Raw genomic sequence first — 18,274 nt, 5'->3', positions numbered from 1 at the left:
CAGATGGTCCTCCGGAGGTTGTCGTAGCGGGCACAATCGGCGATCGGTGCATGACGGAGCGTCAGTGCGGCCGGCGTCATGATGTTGGCCGGTGGGGCGGGTTCACGTTGACGGGCCAGGATATTGAGAACGACATCGGCCGAATGGACGCTGTGACTGAGCGCTTCGGCACAGGCCGCTTCCACCGCGGGCAGACCGTCAGTCAGCACCGCGTTGAGGATGTCGACCATCTGCCGATTGCCGTCGTCGGTGCTGGCAAGCTTGCGCCGGATCCGCTCGATCGCGGCTGGCAGCACCCAGTCTTTGAAGGGAGCACCGTTGCGCAAGGCGCCGGGTTTGCGGGCGAGCACCGGCACATAATGCCAGGGGTCGTAGACGGTATCGCCGCGGCCAAAGGATCGCGGGTGCTCGGCAACGATGCGTCCATCCTGACGGATCACGATGCGATCGGCATAGGCTTGAACCTCGACCGGTCGTCCGACTGCGCTGGCTGCGACCGAGTACTTGTTGTTGTCGAAGCGCACCAGGCAGGTCTTCGAGACCGATGCCGTCACCGCATGGAAGCCGTCGAAGCGGCCGGCATAGGGAACGAGTTTGGGGCGTTCGGCTTCGAACACTTCCCAGATCGTCTGATCGACCAGCTCCGGATGGCGATGAACCTTGGCGTAGGCGATGCATTTGTCGAGCAGCCAGGCGTTTAACTCGTCGAGGTTTTTGAACCGCAGCCGCGGCGTGAAGAAGCGTTCCCTGACCAGCCCGACCTGGTTCTCGACCTGCCCCTTCTCCCAGCCCGACGCTGGCGTGCAGGCGACCGGATCGACCAGATAGTGGCTGCACATCTGCAGGAAGCGGCGATTGTAGAGACGCCCTTTACCGACGAAGATCGTCTCTACGGCGGTCTTCATGTTGTCGTAGATGCCGCGGGTGCAGGTGCCTTTGAACAGGGCGAACGCCCGGTCGTGGGCGTCGAACACCATCTCCTGCGTCTCCCGCGGATAGGCCCGCACGAACAGCATGCGGCTGTGACAGAGCCGGACATGGGCGGCCTTCACCATCACCGTGGTGCCGCTCAGCAAGACCACCTCGTGGCTCCAGTCGAACTGGTAGGCTTCGCCTGGGGCAAAGCTTAGCGGGACATAAGCAGCCGCGGTCGATTGCCCGCGTTCCTTGCTCCACCGCCTGGCGTAACGCCGCACCGCATCGTAGCCGCCGTCATAGCCACGGCTGCGCAGCTCTTCGAAGATCCGGATTAACGTCAGCTGTTCACGAGCCGGTTTGGCCGCGTTCGCCGCCAGCAGTCCGTCGAGCTCTACTGCCCATCGTCCCAGCTTTGGCCGCGGCTGCACTTGCCGCTCGTACTCGAAGGAGGTCTCTCCTGACCTCAGCACCTTCCGGACCGTGTTCCGCGACACCTTCAGGTCACGGGCAATCTCCTTGATCGTCTTGCCCTTGATGAAGTGCTCGCGCCGAATCCGCGCAATCGTCTCCACGATCAGCATCCTCGACCACCTGCTTCATTCCAAAGCAGGCAGCGCAACAGACCAACCTATAGGGGGTCAATTTTGGACGCCGATCCCCCGGCTTAGGGGGTCAATATTGCAGGCCGAATGACACTCAGCCAACAGATTGTCATCGACGTAGAGCGGCGTCGGGATGATGAGTCCCTTTCCACCTATCGCGCGATAGTCCAGCCGCTTCACCATAACACCTCCAGTGGACCAAATATGCCACTGAATATTCAATGGAACAATAGGTCCACAGAAGCTATAGTTAACGAATTGGCGATTCGGAGATCAGCATTGGTATCATCGCGAGAACTAGCCGACGTCGTGGGCGATGCGATCGGGATTCCGCGCGAAAGCGCCCAGCTCCACTTGAAAACGATCAGAGCGGCCGGCGAGATCTCATTTAAAGGCTACGGACGGGCCGCTGCGAGCATGACTGCGCTGGACGCATCGCGCCTGCTGATCGCGTCGGTCGGCAGCACCTTCGCAAAGGACTCGCTTGAGGTGCTGAAGCGTTTTTCAGGGCTCAAGCCTATCAGCCCGCGCAGACGGGCGACGGATACACTTGAAGACTTCCTGGCAATGCGGATCGAAGAGCTCATCTTCGATCTTCCACCGCCACACGACATCGGGCGCAGCGCAGCCTGGCAACAATCGTTTGGCTCCAGACGTCCGGCCGAAAATGCCCTTCAGCTCCTCGAGCCAGTAGGAAAGGGAGCTGAGAAGCTTGCTCGCTATGCAATCGTCAGGTGGATCGATCAAACCGGCCGCAGTGATGTGCTCATTTTTGGCCCGGCTGGGAATGGTACGGTGCGAGGGACGGAAATCAGCGATCTAACCGAGCGCTACTCCGGCCATCGGCTCTTCCAAGTCAGGGCAGTGGCTCGAGCTGCACTAATCGACATCGCAGCCGCGCTGAAAGAGACGTCTGCAAGCCTACGGTAACGCTTACGGTAACACTCGGTAACGCGCCTGAGCGACGCAAAAAAACGCAAGGAAATCAAAGCCGAATGGCGCGCCCGGAACGAGGCGACCGATGCACAGCCTTCACATTGAAAAATCAGTACAAATCAGCGCGACTGCCGCCGGGTTTGTACCACCACTTGTGACCACCGACAAGGCGCGGCACAGCAGGCATCCAGCGCAGCCAACAGCTCCCCGGTGCACTGCTCCCTTTCATCCCGCTTTGCAATCGCTCTTCACGAGCATGAACGAGCCTAGAGGCTTAGATTGTTGATCCTGATACATGTACTCGAAGGCAATCCCGCCATCGAGACCGTTGGTTGTGCGTTTTCCCAAAGCAGAAGGCGAATTTCTGGCCGAACTGCAGAAACCTTGTCCCCACGCCATGCAAGACGTACCGGGAACACGATTCCATAGATCGATGCCAGGACCGCCAAACTCCCAACGACTATTGCAACGTACATGGTCCGTCGGGCCGCTCGCTCAATCCGATAACTCATCGTCAAGCCTTTAGCAGCGTCCTCTTTTGAGAGGGAGCTAACGGCACGTTGCAAACGCTTCTGCTTTACGTGCTTCATGAGCCGGTCACATCATGGAAGTTTTAGTTGCACCGAAGACGCATCGGTTGGGCAATGAATTCATCTCCACCTCATTTGTGCTTCCACGTCTTTGCCGAACATCGCCTTGAGTCTAGCCGCAATTCGAAAGTACCGAACGCGAAAGCGGGAATACTGGATCGTTGGCGGCTGCGGCTCAAAGCCTGTTCTCTGTCCGGCGGCCCAGCATCGAAGCTGAGATTGCATGTAACGCTTGTGAGCAACGCGATAATAGTGCCTGAAAACCGGATACATCGTGGCCACGGAAATTCCGTGGATACGCAGACATTCGGACAATGCGATTTGCTCGATTGTGAGTAGCCTCGCGCCATGATCAAGCATGGCATCGGTCAAAGCTATGGCATCTTTCAGAACCGGAATATGCCTTGCTGGGTCGACTGCAGTTAGCCCGCTATTATACTCAACAGATCGTTTTGTGTCGTATTCGTAAGGTCCAGCATTAGGCAGATTTGTGCGAAATCCCGAAATGGCGCGGAACGGATTACGTCCGTGAAAACGGTCCACGGCAATCGATCCTTCACTTAGCGCCGACCAGAGCTTTTCGAAGAAGCCCTCTTGGAAGAATGTGTCCGTGTCGATCATGACACAGAAATTCGGATTGTTCCTCATTTCTTCCAAGAGAACGCAAGGCTTGATGCGATGATGATAGAGACCATTGCGAGAGAACTCTGTAATTTTCTGTGAGATGTTGACGATCCTAACAGGCAGATCCAAGTAGCGACTTGGCTTGTCCGTATAAACAACAACCTCTACGGGGCGATGAAATTGCAAGTATAGCAAGGTTGTCAAGCTATATCGCAACTCCAAGAAAAGACGCTCAAGATCCCCGTACTCGACATAGATGAACGTAAGCCCCCGATTATCCATACGCCTGATCTTCCAACTCAATCTAATTTCTTATCTGCTTTACTCTCAGCGCGGAGGGCCGACCCAAAGGCACCATCGAATAGGCCTCTGAATTGGATCGCGTTGACATTGGAAATGTGGGCTGTATCGCGGAAATTGGCCTGCCCGTTCCTGACGAGAAAACATTGGTTTTGCTCGCAGACCACCGATTGGGGATCCACCATAACCAGTCGCGGATTGTCCCAGTGCTCGTGGAGGTTTTGAGCGATTTCGGCTCGGAAGCCGCTCATCGTCAGACTAGGATCGGCGTCCACCCTCCATTCACCGATGGCTCCCCCAACGCGGACCTGTTTCTCAATCCATCGCTGTGGCAGGTCGAAGCCAATATTGAGTAGCGGCATGATCAGCACAACGGTCTTGCCGGAGGAAAGCAGTCGGTCAGCCAGCGAGGAGACCTCAAGAGCATTTCCCCAATTACCGCCAACGACAACGATGCTTGGCTCAGTGTGGTTCAGCACGTAGTCCAGCGTGCTGCGGTTGAAATCCCGGCACGGCTGCTGATCTGCAGAGTTTCTAACAGGATCGTCAAGGAAGGGCCTGCACGCGCTCTGGGTTGCGATCAATCCATGGATTCCGTTGGCAAGCGCAGCCGAAGAAATTGGCTCAAGGTACTGGTTAGCAAACGAATCTCCCCACAGCATTACGGAAGGCTTTCCGGCGACCTCCGCGCTACCGAAACTGCAATAGGTCTCGGCCGCCCGCTTTGTGGAGTTGGCGTTCCTGAAACACTCGTCGCGAGGTGTGTTGGTCCTTCTCGCCAGCTCGGCTGGCAACAGGTAATCCGGCAACCGGTTTGGGAAACCATTGGTCAAGGAAGCCAGCGCGATGAAGCCGAGCAACAGAGCGAACGCTGCGCCAGAACTCGTCAGAAGCCTTCGCGGCGTCCAGAAGTCCCGTCGCATTCTGATTGGCTGCTCCACGCAACGATACGAAACGATGCTGAGCGCCAGCGACGCCAAAACCATTAGCACCTTTTGCGTGGCGTCTACGCCATACCCTCGCAAGGACAGCCACCCTAGTGCGAAGACCCAAATCGGCCAATGCCAAAGGTAAAGTGAGTAGGACCAATCGCCTAACCGCTGAATGGCAGACATCCCGAGCAAGCTCGCTTCCCCGGTCCACTGCCGCGCCCTGACTATCATTGCCGCGCCCAGAATCGGCAGGACTGTAAGAACGCCCGGCCATCGCGATTCGGGGAGCGGATAGACGATACAAACCGCGACCAACGCCCAGCCCACGGTGGCGACTATCCCAGTTTCCAGCCACGGAATCTTGGAAGCACCGTTGGATCGTCGCCTGATTTCTGCGGCAGCGATCAATCCACCGGCCAAAGGTTCCCAAGCTCGGGCACGCAAGGAGAAAAAGGAAGAGCCCATCGCATCCCTTTGGGTCTCCCACAAACACCACGCCAAGGAGAGGACAGCGACGACCTGAAGCGCAATCATCACTGTGCTGATTTTAGACTTCGAGCCGGAAGCGAAACGCCAGATCAGCGATACGACCAAAGGCATCCAGATGTAGAACTGCCACTCCACCGAAAGAGACCAAGTGTGCAAGAGCGGCTTGGTCTGGGCCGCCATGGCGAAATAGCCGTTGTCGCTGTCGAAAGCAAAATTCGACACGAATGTCAGCGCGGACAACGCCTGCAGCAGGTGCTTCAAGTATTCGCGTGGCAAGGTCACGAACCAGCCAGCAACGACCGACGAAGCGGTCATAACCGCAAGCGCAGGATAGATGCGGCGTATTCGCATGATGCTGAAGTCACGGAATGAAAAACGACCCAAAGTGAGGTCGGTCAACACTTTGCCCGTCATCAGGTACCCGGTTATCACCAGGAAGACATCGACGCCGACAAATCCTCCGGCGAACCCCGATATTTGGAAGTGGTAGCCAACGACAGCCACCACTGAAAGCGCCCGGAGCGCGTTAATATCTAGCCGGAAGGCATCGCCACCTGCACTCACCATTCGAGGAGACAGCGGGCCAAATCCAAACGACGAACTACGCCCGTCAAATCGGACGGGTAACGACGCACCCCGCCGCACATGCGGCTGAGCACCGTCAAGCGAATAAGACAATGTGAGGCCCCCCGGCCCTTTGCGAATGCTGGTGGGGGACCATAGACGGCACAGCACAACCTAGACAAGTAGCGGATTGCTAAGGCTCGCAGCCCGCCAGAGCTATGCAAAACGGAATCGCTGGGATTCCCGAACGGGGATTGTCTAGAACCTAAATGCTCAATAAGGTCTTTGACAGACGCCTTTGGAGGCCCACTGTGACGACCGAACGCACCTTAATCACCTACATCCGCGTCTCGACTTCCCAACAGGGCCGCTCAGGATTAGGCATAGAAGCGCAGCGGCAAACCCTCGCTCACTTCGCTCAGGCTGAGGGGTTCACGGTAGTGCGCGAATTCGTAGAGGTGGAGACCGGCAAGGGCGCTGATGCTCTGGACCGCCGCCCACAGCTAAAGGCGGCACTCGCTGCCGCAAAGAAGCTCAGGTGCCAGGTCGCTGTAGCTAAGCTGGACCGTCTCAGCCGTGACGTTCACTTCATCTCCGGCCTCATGGCCCACAAGGTGCCCTTTGTGGTCGCTGAGCTTGGCCCCGACGTTGACCCGTTCGTGCTGCACCTGTTCGCTGCACTGGCGGAGAAGGAGCGCTCCCTGATCTCCGCACGCACCCGGCAAGCCCTTTCGGCGGCTAAGGCCCGTGGGGTGACGCTGGGCAACCCTAAGCTCAACGTGGCCCGCAAGAGCGCCGTGGAGGCCGTGAAGGCCGAAGCTGACCGCTACGCGGCGAATGTCCTGCCAATCATCCGCGAGGCACAGAAGGCAGGTGCGAGCACGCTCAGGCAGGTGGCAGAGGCATTGAATGCGCGCGGTATCCCTACGGCGCGCGGCGGACGTTGGTACGCGCAGTCAATCGCAAACATCCTTGAGCGCGCCTAAGCAGAACGGGGGCACAGGCCCCACAGTGTATAATTTCGGCTGAATGCAACAAATTCAAACGCTTAGCCGACAAACGCCCGCACTCATAAGAGAAAGCGGGGCCGACCTTGCGCACAAGGGACTCCGTCCGGGCATGGGACCCTTTGGCTTATCGCTACTGGGGCCCCGCCTTCAAAAAGCTCGGGCTAAAGGCCAAGGCCCCTGCTCAGCTAAACAGGGCGGTGTGCTTCTCTGGAAGTACCGTATTGGGCCCCGGTCCCTAATGAATCCAGCGGCTTAGCTGGCAAACGTGCTTACGTATAGAGGAAGCGTATCAATCCGGCTGAAAGCAACAGCCTCAAGCACTTAGCTGACAAACGTTCGCACGCTATAGAGAAGCGCATTATTTCGGCTGAAAGCCACCAGCTTCAAACACTTAGCCGATCAACGTACCTACGTATCAGAGAAACGGCATCCATCGTGGCGCCCTCTCAATAAGTACACAGCCCAACAGGACATAGATCACCGACCATCACGGCCACCCAACACGGGTTCGCTGTGAGGTGACGCTTGCCCAAAATCAGTAACCACACACAGCACTCAGCCGCGCCTCAGCGGCTCAAGAAAGCAACAGAGAGAACACAATGGCTCGACTACCAAGGGGTAAGACTAAGCACCCCCCGTCTCATTCAGCGGCCATGAAGGCTAAGTGGCAGGACCCTAAATACCTGGCAAAAATGGCTGAGCGAGACAGCAGAAGAGAGGAACTCCGCAAAGCTGACCCTGAGCGCTTTACCCGGACAGGCATCCCAAACGGAATGAGAAAAGAAGAGGCTCAGCGCCTATGGGCCGTAGCTGAAGCACAGGCCGATAAGAGCATCCAGACCCTAAAGGCGGCTGGGGTGCTTCCAGAGACAGTAGCTCAGTCTAGCGTCCCTGTCCCAGACACAGAAGCTGGAATGGCTGAGGCCGCACTCCGAGAAGCCTTCAAGCTGGCCTTGGGACCTACAGGGACACGGTCCAAGCTATCAGCGCTAGCTACCATCATGAAATACACAAGGCTGCCGCCCATGTCGGTCCTACAGTTGGCCACAGGCACTGCTGAAGGTGTGCTCGATGAGCTTGCTGGCAGAAGCTAGTTAGAAAACAGCGGAGGGAGATAACAGCAGCAATCAATTACTGGCTAATAAGCTTCTGCAATCTGCGCTCTGTGCTGGGTTAGTCGATAATCTACAGGTGAAAATCGACGATATGTCCCTTTCCCTTCAGAAGCGCAATCGTCACCATTACGCTCTGAAACATTTCTGCCTCCGTCCATAAAGAACCCCCTGAACCCTCTAATGTCTTTCTTATTAGGGCTTTCGAGGGGTGCTTTTCATCAAAGGTCGTATTCAGGCGCGGCAAGCGCCGTTCGACCACCGCGAATCCCCTAATCCCATTCACAAGCCCACCTCCGGTTGCTCCCCAAGGGCACCGATCGGCTTGTCGTGTCCATAAGGAACACCACGCCCTATGACTTCTACCACCACCCTTCTTCGGGATCAGCACGCTCTCGCCCTTGTCTGCCCTATTGAGTTCGCCCAGCGGATGAACCAGCACTGGACCACGCCCCGGCCTGTCGGGCTAGGGCACCACTCATCATCAGCCCTAATGGCCCTATGGCGCATCATGGGCGAAACCTTCCAGCTAGCAACAGTGGAAGCTGCCTCTGGTGTTCAATCACCTTGGCGCATCTTACAGCCACCAACCGGCACAGGCAAAACCCAAGGCACCTGTGTCTACGCGGCCATGCAAGCGGGCCTCAATCACGAAGCTGAGGGCACACAGCTAAAGCCCGTGGGTATCCTCATCGTTACGCGGCTGAAGGAGGACGCCAACACGATACGGGAAACCATTAACACCTTGGCAGGACGTGATGTGGCTGTCGTGCATCATTCCGACAGCTACGCTACGCCTGAGCAGCTACACGCGAGTGACGTTGTGGTTATCACCCACACGGCATTCATCAAAGCCAAGCGGGAGACCAAGGGGCGCGATTGGAAAGCTTGGGACCGCTTGGTGTCTTGGCGTGGTGGGGACAGACACCTCACTGTTATCGATGAGGCGCTGGCTAACGTGGTCGATGAAAGCAATGCAACCACCGAGAACCTGGGCTTTGTCATCAACCTCATCCCACCGGAATTGCGCTCCGCATTTCCACAGCAGGTTGGCGTTCTTGAACAGGTACATCGCGTGCTTGTTGCCTTCGCCGACTCTGATGACCAAGCCAGCCCCATGTCTCTGATCTGGGGAGAGGGGGGAGCGCCGGCTGCTGTAGACTTCGCCCCCTTCATCTTGGCGATGAGCGCGCTGCCCTACGATAAGATTGTATACGCCAGGAGCAGTACCAAGGACCGAACCCAACTAGCCGAGCGTGTAGCGGACACCATCACGACCGTGCAGACGTGTCTTGAGCAGTTCGCCTATTACTCCCGGTCAGGTGATTGGCATTCGATCAACACAGCGTCCTTAGCCGTTCCCTTGGACGCCCCCGGACCTGTGGTGCTGGATGCTACCGCTAGAGCGAACTTCCTCTGGGACCTATTTGAAGAGCACCACAGGCTGATTCCCGTCCCTAGCCATGCTCGGGACTACAGCAGCGTGACGCTTCATGTGGCTCGCGGCGGCGGCGTCGGAAAGAACACTATGACTGACAGGATCAATGAGCGCCTGCCCCGCATCAAGAAGGGTCTCGAAGAAGCCATAGGTCCAGAGCGCTCGGTATTCCTATGCGTCCACAAGGATGTTGAGGCCGTCATCACGAAGAAGCCGAAGAACGGGGGCAAGAGCTGGGTCGAGAAATTGCCATTCCGGGAATGCTCAGTAGGGCACTGGGGGGCCGTAGACGGCCGGAATACGTGGCAAGACTCCGATACTGCGGTGATCCTTGGATTGCCCTATCTTCCTCAGACGTGGGCCACCAGCATGTTCTGCGCGCTGCAAGGGGCACAGGATGACGAATGGCTGCAATCCCCGGAGTGGAAGCAATACAAGAACGTACGAAGGACGATGGAACAGCGTCAGATGTCTGTGTCGGTGATCCAAGCGGCCAACCGTATCTGCTGCCGACAGGTGATTGATGCTGAAGGCCACTGCCCTCCTGCTGACATCTTTATTGTGCTGCCCAAAGATGCCCTTGGTGACGCGGTGCTTGATGACATCAAGGCCGATATGCCGGGGATCAAGGTTACAGACTGGGCGTTCGCATTGGACGCCCCGAAGGAGAAGAAGCCCCGTCTCGGTAGCTCTCACGTCAGGCTCATCTCTTTTATGGAGAAGCAGGACGCTGGCCCGGTGTCCTTGTCTATTCTTCAGCGAGAGATACAGCTTCCCAGTTTGAAGAAGCTGCGCGAAACGCTGAACAACAGCGAGCACCCAGCCACACAGGCTCTCCGACAGATAAAGGTAAGCTACCTTCCCGGCGTCGGTCGGGGATCAAAAAGCTATCTCGTGAAGGCAGCGTAGCCAAGAAACAGGCAGCACAAAGGTTTCCTCGGAGCCCGCGTGCGGCCTGTCCACGCGATGGACGACAAGCGGCCTTTCAGTATCATGGCTGCTGCCTTCCGTTTGAGCACCGGGAGCGGACATCACGGGCGTTGGTCGGCAGGTCCGAGATGGCCAATTCCGGCTTCGTGACAGTCACTCTGAAGTGGGGCGCCTATTCGATCACCTCGTTGGCGCTGGCAAGCAATGTCGGTGGTACGGTCAGGCCCAGGGCATTCGCGACCTTCAGGTTGATCACCAGCTTCAAGCGCGTGGGCTGTTCGACGGGAAGGTCAGCCGGTTTTGCGCCCTTCAGAATTTTATCGACGTAGCCAGCTGTCTTGACGATAATTTCGGATACATCTTGCCCATACGACATCAGCAGACCATAGGCCACTTTTTCAGACCATATACTCAAAGTTGGCATTCGATGCGCCAGCGCTGATGCGCCAACCTGCGCTCCTTCGTTCGCCAGCATACCGCCAAACAAGACGGTCGCCTCGCAGCCGCCAGCTACAGCCGCTGAAAATGCTGCATCGATTACTTCTGGCGTCAGCACGTCGATTGGATGCAGCATAAGGCCCATCGCTTTGGCGGCGTTCGAGTACGATTTGATATTGTTTGTTGTGGTCGCCGGGTCCAACGATCGATCATGCAGCAGCGCCACGTGGCTCAGACTTGGGACAGCTTCCTTCAAAAGACTGAGACGTTTGCCGGAAAGATCGGTTCCAATAACAGATAATCCCGTCAGATTTCCACCGGGATGCGCCAGACTAGCAACAAGTGCGGTGCCCACCGGGTCTGGCGCGATAGCGAAGACGACGGGTATTGTGCTCGTGGTCTGCTTTAGTGCAACCGCCCCTTGCGACGTTATCGCAACAATGACATCGGGATTACTTTCGACCAGCTCTCGGGCAAGGCTACGAAACCGCTCCTGCTGTTCGCCGGGAAATCGATGCAAGAACACAACGTTCTTGCCTTGGACATACCCAAGATCATTAAATGCCTTGGTCAGGATATCCAGATAGACCTTCTCTTCCTCGGCGCTGCCCGCATGCCAAAGCACGCCAATCTTAGCCACTCTGCCGCGCGTCGCGCCCTGCTGAGCGCGCGCCACTAGCGGCAAAGCGGGTGACATTCCAACAAGCCGGATAAAGTCCCGCCGTCGCATATGTCCCTCCTGTAAGGACGCGCGTATTGGAGAAACACCCTAGCACTTTTTATCGTCGGGTGAGTTGTTCTGAAGACTACTTCGGGTCACAAGGCGACGTGACGGCCAACCTTGGCCTGCTTCATTCTGAAAGCGAACGCACTTTAGTCGATCTGTCCTACCAGCCCGGCCGTTAGGTTACCTTGGCGCCGCGTGTACGCACTGGTGCCGCCAGCGGCTTGACCCGCGACAGGTCAAGGCCGGGATAGGAAATCCGGTTGATAGCGTCGGACAATCCGGCAGCGCCGAACCGCGACAACATCGCATTAGCGCCGTAGCCCCAGCTCACCGAGGACGCCTGTGCGTGCCCAATCAATGCCTCTCGCATCTCGTGGTCCGCCCTGCCTCTGCGTAGTGCGTCCTTCACGGTGTGCCTGAAGCTGTGGAATACCTTGGCTCTGTTCGTGACCCCTGAAGCACGCAGATAGCGGCCGAACCACTGGGACCACGCGGGCACACCAGCGCGGCCACGGTCGGGCGACACCGAAGGAAATAACCAAGCATCAGGGCCATCGGCCTTCCTTCGCGCCTCGACATAGCTGAGAAAGCCCAATCGGATCACTTCGGGATGCACCGGTACAACGCGCTCGGACGCGTCTGTCTTCACGCGCTTTCCCCGTGCCCGCTCGGTCATAAAATAGAGCAAGGGCACTCGCGTTTCAGCGTCCACCCGCACATTAGCAGCGGTGAGGCTTCCCAGCTCTGCCTGCCGTGCGCCTGTGAAGAGAGCCAGCACCGGTAACCAGAACCCAGCGGCCCCATGCGCCCCTAATGGAAACTCGTGCTCGGTAAACACCGACGCATTGAACAGCGATTGAAGCTCCGCAATCTCAAATGACGTGCGTTCGGAGCGCTCCTCGGGAAGCCTGAGTTTGCTAAAGGGATCAGTCCACTGCGTGTCATCCGGCACAAGCCCGTTTTCGCTGGCCCAGATGCAGATGGACTGCACAGCGCCAAGTTGCTTGTTGATGGTGGCTGCGGTGATCCTTGGCGCCTCTGGGTGCTCGCGGCCCCAAGCGGCCTGAGCAGGAAGCGTTGCCCGCAGCAACTCGCCAGTTCGGTGGCGGGGCGCGTCCTGAAGAGCTTTGCGAAACTCCAGCGCGTGGGCCTTCTTAATCGCCACTACGGACATGTTGCCGTGAAGCTGGATAAACATATCCACACTGCGTCCGAACTCGTCCACGGTGCGCTTGGGGCGTGCCCGGTGACGCTTCCAGCCATCTAGCGCATCTTGCAGCGTTCCGCCTTCTCTATGGCCGTCTAAGGCTTTGGAATCAGATAGGCGCGGAGTTTCAATAACTGCACCCGCATAGCGAAGCCCAATGTCATCAAGGGCCTTGAGGAACGCCTTGGCGCTTTCGATACAAAGGCTGTGATAGGCCGTGCAGCTTTGGTCCAGAGTGATACCGAAGCTAGCTAGGGCATTTTGGGCGCGCTGCTCGGCGAAAGAAACATCCCCGACAGCAAACTGCTGCTGAAAATCTCGTAGGATGTCACCATGTGCATCCGCGTTAACATTCTCGCCATGTGGTCCTATTAGCTCTAGCCTGCCCGAAAACCTTAGCGCCTCATCTTCCTTCAATGCCGTTGCGTAAACGTACTCGGCCATGCGCTTGATTTCGGTGTCGTTCAGGCTGGTGCGCTTGACTACGGGCACCGTGGTTGCTGCAAGGCGCGCTTTGGCCTTGGCAATTATGCGGTCAAACTCCGCCAGCACAGGCTTTGCGCGGACGTTTGCGTCACGGACATCCTTGGTGCCCAGCGAGCGCTTCAAGTGCGATTGCGCGGGCTTGGCTGTGCCCAGTTCAAGCGCGACAGCCTTCCTCAACTCCGTTGGCTTCGCTGGCACAGTCTTCCGGGCGTAGTACGTCCCGTGTCGATCCTTGATAACGCCCATCAATACACGCACGATTAGCACCACCGCTTGTGACCACCACGCGGCAGCTAAGCGCTTGTATCTGCGTTAGTTCTTGATTCTCAATGAGAACTTGTGCGACTGGCGCGCCCGGAACGATTCGAACGTCCGACCCTCAGATTCGTAGTCTGATGCTCTATCCAGCTGAGCTACGGGCGCGTTTTTCGCAAACAGTGCGGGCTGAGCCCGCAGGCAGCCTCCAGACAGCGCCGGAGGGGTGCGAAAGAGCGCTCTGACTAACCGCTCTTGCCTCGATTGGCAAGGTCCGGGAAGGGGAGATTTTACAGGGAGGTGACGATTTCCCGGCTCGGCCTCTGGCCGACTACGCCCTCTGCCGCTCGTTGCGGATGGAGAGGAGTTCCACGGGGCGATCGGGGATGACGATCCGGAAGGTGGCGCCGATGGTGCCCTCGACCAGATGGATCTCGCCGCCATGGGCGCGGACCAGTTCGGCGGCGATCGCCAAGCCAAGCCCGCTGCCGCCGGGGCGGCCGGAGGTCTGGAACGCCTCGAACAGATGGTCCCGGGTCTTCTGGGGGACGCCGGGGCCGGTGTCGGAGACCTCCAGGATGGCGACGGCACCTTCGCGCTTTCCCGTGATCCGGATCTGCTGGGCGCCGCCGTCGCCCGACGAATGGCTTTCCAGCGCCTGGGCGGCGTTGCGGACGAGGTTGAGCAGCACGCGGAAGAGCTGGTCGGGATCGGCATCGACCGCGAGCCCGCGCTCGATCGCGGCCACCCAGGCGATCGAGGCGTCGCTGGCGAGGCCCGCGGTTTCGCGCACCTCCAGCACCACAGGCTCGATCATGATCATGCGGCGGTCGGGCGCCGCTTCCTGGGCGCGGCCGTAGGACAGCGTCGACTGGCAGAAGGCGATGGCGCGCTCGAGCGAGCGCACCAGCTTCGGCGCAAAACGCTGCACCCGCGGATCCGGCACGCTGGCGAGCTGGTCGGACAGAAGCTGGGCCGACGCGAGCAGATTGCGCAGATCGTGGTTGATCTTGGAGACGGCGAGGCCGAGGGCGGCAAGCCGGCTCTTCTGATGCAGCATCGACATCAGGTCGCGCTGCATGTCCGACAATTCGCGCTCGGCGACGCCTATTTCATCGCTGCGCTGGCTCGGCACGATGATCCGCGCCGAGCTTTCGGGGTTTTCGTGGAAGCCGACCAGGCTCGCGGTCAGCCGCCGCATCGGGCGCACGAAGAGATAATGCAGCACGAGATAGACGAGGCCCGCGGTCAGCACCGCGATGATCAGCGCGACCACCACGACGTTGCGGGAGAAGCGATACATCTGCTGCCGCAGCGGCAGCTCATCGGTCACGATCTCGATGAACTGGGCGTTGCCGACGCCGGGTCCGACGATGCGGATGGCCTGGTTGCCGGTCTCCAGCATCATCCGGAACGAGCCGGTGATCGCCTCCCACACCGTCATGTCGCGCAGGTCGATGTCATGCTCGATGGCCGTGGGAAGGTTGTCGCTGGCGAGCAGCCGTCGCTGCTGCCCCATCTTGATGGCGACGGCACGGGCATTGATGCTTTTCAGGATCTCGCGCGACAGCGACTCGGGGACCATGCCGAGCGGGGCGGCGTCGAGCACCAGCGCGGCGGTGTTGGCCGCCGCGACGCGGTCATTGAGCCGGTTGACCCAGAAGTTGGCGATGGCGGGCACGTAGAGCAGGACGGCGGCGATCATCACCAGGGGGACGGTGAGCAGCAGCAGCTTGCCGGATAGCCCGAGCCCGCTGGGCCCACGCGGCCGCATCGCCGGCTGGCCCGGCTGATCCGTATCATGGACCGGCTGGAGGTCTGTCGCTGCCACGAAGTTCGCCCCTGTTGGCTTTGTAATAGAGCCTGGCTGATGAAGGATGCGACCCGGCCGGGGGCCGGTCAAATTACGGATCGCTAATCTCTCAAGGTGGGATGTAAGCTCTGATATCGCGAGTCGCCACCTCAAGGGTTAAAAACCCCGCACAAACAGTGATATTCACCGGAACAGCGCGCTCTTGCGACGTTGACGAAAAGAAGACGCTCGCATATAAGCCGCGCAAATTGTCCGCGATGACCCGGTGCGCACGCCGGGAGCGGCTCTCTTGGGGCCGAAAAGGGCCCGTTTTGGGCCGCATCTTCCGGACTTTATCATCAATTCTACAGGCAAATTGCCCGGTCAGCGGAGAAAAACCCGTGAAGCGGACTTATCAACCCAGCAAACTGGTGCGCAAGCGCCGTCACGGCTTCCGTGCCCGTCTCGCCACTGCCGGCGGCCGCAAGGTTCTCGCCGCCCGCCGCGCCCGCGGCCGCAAGCGTCTGAGCGCCTGAGCCGGACCCCCATTTTTGGGATTTCATCATGGATCGGCTGAGGCAGCGAGCGGATTTCCTCGCCGTTGCCAATGGCGCGCGGGCGAATAGTCCCGCGTTCGTCCTGCAAAGCCGCCGCCGCGACGACAGCGGCCCGATCCGGATCGGCTTCACCGTTACCAAAAAGAACGGCAACGCCCCCCAGCGCAATCGCATCCGGCGCCGGCTTCGCGAATTGGCGAAGCGGCTCGATCCGGTGTCGATGCAGCCCCATCATGACTATGTACTGGTCGGCCGAAGGGACGCGCTCTCGCGCGACTTCGCCACCATGCTCGACGATCTGCGCATAGCGTTCACGAAGCCTGCGCGGCATACGCACAAGGGACGCGGCCCAAGAACCGACGGCTCAAGGCCCGGCCCCGCTCCTGCGACCAGCCGCAAACCGGATTGATGACGAGACAATAGTGATGACCGACAATCGCAATACCATCCTCGCCGTCATTCTGTCGGGCCTCGTCCTGATCGCCTGGCAATATTTCTACAACGTGCCGGCGATGGAGAAGCAGCGCGCCCAGCAGCAGGCGCAGGCCGAGCTCCAGAAGAACACGCCGCAGCCGACGGCCTCCGCAACGCCGGGCGCCGCGCCGCAGCCCGGCAGCGCGGCCCAGCCGGCAACACCGGCCGCGAACCAGGCCCAGCCGGTCGTTTCCCGCGAAAGCGCGATTGCAGCCAGCCCGCGCGTGAAGATCGACACGCCGCGGCTTGCCGGCAGCATCTCGCTGAAGGGCGGCCGCATCGACGACATCGCGCTGGTGCAATACCGCGAAACGGTCGACCCGAAGTCGCCGCCGATCATCCTCTATTCGCCCTCGGGCACCGCAGAACCCTATTACGCCGAGTTCGGCTGGGTGCCGGCGACGGGCGTGACGGCCAAGCTGCCGGACGCCCAGACCCTCTGGCAGCAGGACGGCAACGGCAGCCTGACGCCGACGACGCCGGTGGTGCTGAAGTGGGACAATGGCGAGGGCCTCACCTTCCGCCGCACCATCGCGGTCGACGACCATTATCTCTTCACGCTCAAGGACGAGGTGAGCAATGTCGGCAACGCGCCTGTTACGCTCTACCCGTTCGCGCTGATCTCGCGCCACGGCACGCCGCAGGTCTCCGGCTATTACATCCTGCATGAAGGCCTGATCGGCTATCTCGATGGCTTGCAGGAATACGCCTACAAGAAGATCGACGAAGCCAAGGCGGTGAACTTCAAGGCCACCAATGGCTGGCTCGGCATCACCGACAAGTACTGGGCTTCGGCGCTGCTGCCGGACACCAGTGCCCAGCTTCAGGCGCGTTTCTCGTCGAACCCGGTCGGCAACGTCCACACCTACCAGACTGATTATCTGCTCGACCCCGTCACCGTCGCGATCGGCGGCACCGCGACCGCGAACGCGCGGCTGTTCGCCGGCGCCAAGGAAGCCGGCGTCGTCGGCGTGTTCCCGTTCGCCGGCCTCGGCGGCTACAACAAGGAGCTCGGCCTCAACCATTTCGATCTGCTGATCGACTGGGGCTGGTTCTACTTCATCACCAAGCCGATGTTCCTCGGCCTCGACTTCTTCTACCGTTTCTTCGGCAATTTCGGCATCTCGATCCTGCTCGTCACCGTGATCGTCAAGCTGCTGTTCTTCCCGCTGGCCAACAAGTCCTACGCCTCGATGGCGAAGATGAAGTCGGTCCAGCCGCAGCTTCAGGCGCTGAAGGAGCGCTTTCCCGACGACAAGGTGAAGCAGCAGCAGGAGATGATGGAGATCTACCGCAAGGAGAAGATCAATCCGGTCGCCGGCTGTCTTCCCGTGGTGATCCAGATCCCGGTGTTCTTCTCGCTCTACAAGGTGCTGTTCGTCACCATCGAGATGCGGCACGCGCCGTTCTTTGGCTGGATCAAGGACCTCTCCGCGCCCGATCCGACCAACCTCTTCACCCTGTTCGGCCTGATCCCGTTCGATCCGACGACGATTCCGGTGTTCGGCCACTACCTCGCGCTCGGCATCTGGCCGATCATCATGGGCATCACGATGTGGTTCCAGATGAAGCTGAACCCGACGCCGCCGGATCCGACCCAGCAGCTGATCTTCAACTGGATGCCGCTGATCTTCACCTTCATGCTGGCGGGCTTCCCGGCGGGTCTCGTGATCTACTGGGCCTGGAACAACACGCTCTCGGTGCTCCAGCAGAGCTTCATCATGCGCCGCAACGGCGTGAAGGTGGAGCTGTTCGACAATCTCAAGGCGACGTTCGCGAAGAAGGCGACGTAGCGCCGTCATTGTTGGGCGCAAATGCCTCCACATCGTCATGCCCGGGCTTGTCCCGGGCATCCACGTTTTGGAGGGTACCGTGTGGACAGACGTGGATGGC

The 18,274-nt window shown here is 59.2% G+C and carries 11 protein-coding genes, 1 tRNA gene and 1 pseudogene; 6 read left to right on the top strand and 7 right to left on the bottom strand.

Annotation, left to right across the window (positions count from 1 at the left end; translation table 11 throughout):
* Positions 1-8: 8 nt before the first annotated feature.
* Positions 9-1,499, bottom strand: a pseudogene (istA, locus tag AB7535_RS39540) (IS21 family transposase); the annotation flags it as partial.
* Between the two features lie 108 nt (positions 1,500-1,607).
* Between istA and AB7535_RS39535 the strand changes: the two are divergent.
* Positions 1,608-2,450, top strand: a complete 843-nt coding sequence (locus AB7535_RS39535; protein ID WP_439037614.1) for a hypothetical protein — start codon at positions 1,608-1,610, stop codon at positions 2,448-2,450.
* 656 nt (positions 2,451-3,106) lie between these two features.
* Here AB7535_RS39535 and AB7535_RS39530 read toward each other — a convergent pair.
* Both AB7535_RS39530 and AB7535_RS39525 read right to left on the bottom strand, forming a co-directional pair.
* Positions 3,107-3,973, bottom strand: a complete 867-nt coding sequence (locus tag AB7535_RS39530; protein ID WP_439037613.1) for a hypothetical protein — start codon at positions 3,971-3,973, stop codon at positions 3,107-3,109.
* Positions 3,970-5,958, bottom strand: a complete 1,989-nt coding sequence (locus AB7535_RS39525) for an acyltransferase family protein (RefSeq protein WP_439037612.1) — start codon at positions 5,956-5,958, stop codon at positions 3,970-3,972. Before AB7535_RS39525 ends, AB7535_RS39530 begins: the two co-directional genes overlap by 4 nt.
* 266 nt (positions 5,959-6,224) lie before the next feature.
* Here AB7535_RS39525 and AB7535_RS39520 point away from each other — a divergent pair, with 266 nt between their 5' ends.
* Together AB7535_RS39520 and AB7535_RS39515 are read left to right on the top strand one after the other, a co-directional pair.
* The gene (locus AB7535_RS39520) at positions 6,225-6,941 is read left to right on the top strand and encodes a recombinase family protein (RefSeq protein WP_439037611.1); all 717 of its coding nucleotides are present in this window, start codon (positions 6,225-6,227) and stop codon (positions 6,939-6,941) included.
* Between the two features lie 1,647 nt (positions 6,942-8,588).
* Positions 8,589-10,424 carry a DEAD/DEAH box helicase family protein gene (locus tag AB7535_RS39515; RefSeq protein ID WP_439037610.1) on the top strand — a complete coding sequence of 612 codons (1,836 nt, stop codon included), beginning with the start codon at positions 8,589-8,591 and terminating at the stop codon, positions 10,422-10,424.
* Positions 10,425-10,617: 193 nt separating this feature from the next.
* Here AB7535_RS39515 and AB7535_RS39510 read toward each other — a convergent pair whose 3' ends face one another.
* The 4 genes from AB7535_RS39510 to AB7535_RS39495 form a co-directional block, all read right to left on the bottom strand.
* Positions 10,618-11,613 carry an ABC transporter substrate-binding protein gene (locus tag AB7535_RS39510; RefSeq protein ID WP_439037609.1) on the bottom strand — a complete coding sequence of 332 codons (996 nt, stop codon included), beginning with the start codon at positions 11,611-11,613 and terminating at the stop codon, positions 10,618-10,620.
* 172 nt (positions 11,614-11,785) lie between these two features.
* Complete coding sequence (locus tag AB7535_RS39505) at positions 11,786-13,561, bottom strand: DUF6538 domain-containing protein (protein ID WP_439037608.1); 1,776 nt, start codon at positions 13,559-13,561, stop codon at positions 11,786-11,788.
* Positions 13,562-13,649: 88 nt separating this feature from the next.
* Positions 13,650-13,726, bottom strand: a tRNA-Arg gene (locus tag AB7535_RS39500).
* Between the two features lie 163 nt (positions 13,727-13,889).
* Positions 13,890-15,389, bottom strand: a complete 1,500-nt coding sequence (locus AB7535_RS39495) for an ATP-binding protein (RefSeq protein ID WP_094183985.1) — start codon at positions 15,387-15,389, stop codon at positions 13,890-13,892.
* A gap of 362 nt (positions 15,390-15,751) precedes the next feature.
* On the opposite strand from AB7535_RS39495, the gene rpmH reads away from it, so the two are divergent.
* From rpmH to yidC, 3 genes are read left to right on the top strand one after another with little or no spacing between them, the layout of a single operon-like run.
* Positions 15,752-15,886: a 50S ribosomal protein L34 gene (gene rpmH, locus AB7535_RS39490; RefSeq protein ID WP_008542748.1), complete on the top strand. Its 135-nt coding sequence runs from the start codon at positions 15,752-15,754 to the stop codon at positions 15,884-15,886.
* Between the two features lie 28 nt (positions 15,887-15,914).
* Positions 15,915-16,316, top strand: a complete 402-nt coding sequence (rnpA, locus tag AB7535_RS39485; RefSeq protein WP_085399984.1) for a ribonuclease P protein component — start codon at positions 15,915-15,917, stop codon at positions 16,314-16,316.
* 16 nt (positions 16,317-16,332) lie between these two features.
* Positions 16,333-18,174 carry a membrane protein insertase YidC gene (gene yidC / locus AB7535_RS39480; RefSeq protein ID WP_085399982.1) on the top strand — a complete coding sequence of 614 codons (1,842 nt, stop codon included), beginning with the start codon at positions 16,333-16,335 and terminating at the stop codon, positions 18,172-18,174.
* Positions 18,175-18,274: the final 100 nt, after the last annotated feature.

Source organism: Bradyrhizobium sp. 956_D2_N1_4 (genome assembly GCF_052076025.1).
GTDB classification, from domain to species: domain Bacteria; phylum Pseudomonadota; class Alphaproteobacteria; order Rhizobiales; family Xanthobacteraceae; genus Bradyrhizobium; species Bradyrhizobium barranii.
This window is presented reverse-complemented; position numbering and strand designations above follow the sequence as displayed.

What these genes read in the sequence shown, in the direction of transcription:
- AB7535_RS39525 (WP_439037612.1), bottom strand. Translation starts at nt 5,958, where the DNA reads ATGGTGAGTGCAGGTGGCGATGCCTTCCGGCTAGATATTAACGCGCTC.
- AB7535_RS39535 (WP_439037614.1), top strand. Translation starts at nt 1,608, where the DNA reads ATGACACTCAGCCAACAGATTGTCATCGACGTAGAGCGGCGTCGGGAT.
- AB7535_RS39520 (WP_439037611.1), top strand. Translation starts at nt 6,225, where the DNA reads ATGCTCAATAAGGTCTTTGACAGACGCCTTTGGAGGCCCACTGTGACG.
- AB7535_RS39510 (WP_439037609.1), bottom strand. Translation starts at nt 11,613, where the DNA reads ATGCGACGGCGGGACTTTATCCGGCTTGTTGGAATGTCACCCGCTTTG.
- rnpA (WP_085399984.1), top strand. Translation starts at nt 15,915, where the DNA reads ATGGATCGGCTGAGGCAGCGAGCGGATTTCCTCGCCGTTGCCAATGGC.
- yidC (WP_085399982.1), top strand. Translation starts at nt 16,333, where the DNA reads ATGACCGACAATCGCAATACCATCCTCGCCGTCATTCTGTCGGGCCTC.
- AB7535_RS39515 (WP_439037610.1), top strand. Translation starts at nt 8,589, where the DNA reads ATGGGCGAAACCTTCCAGCTAGCAACAGTGGAAGCTGCCTCTGGTGTT.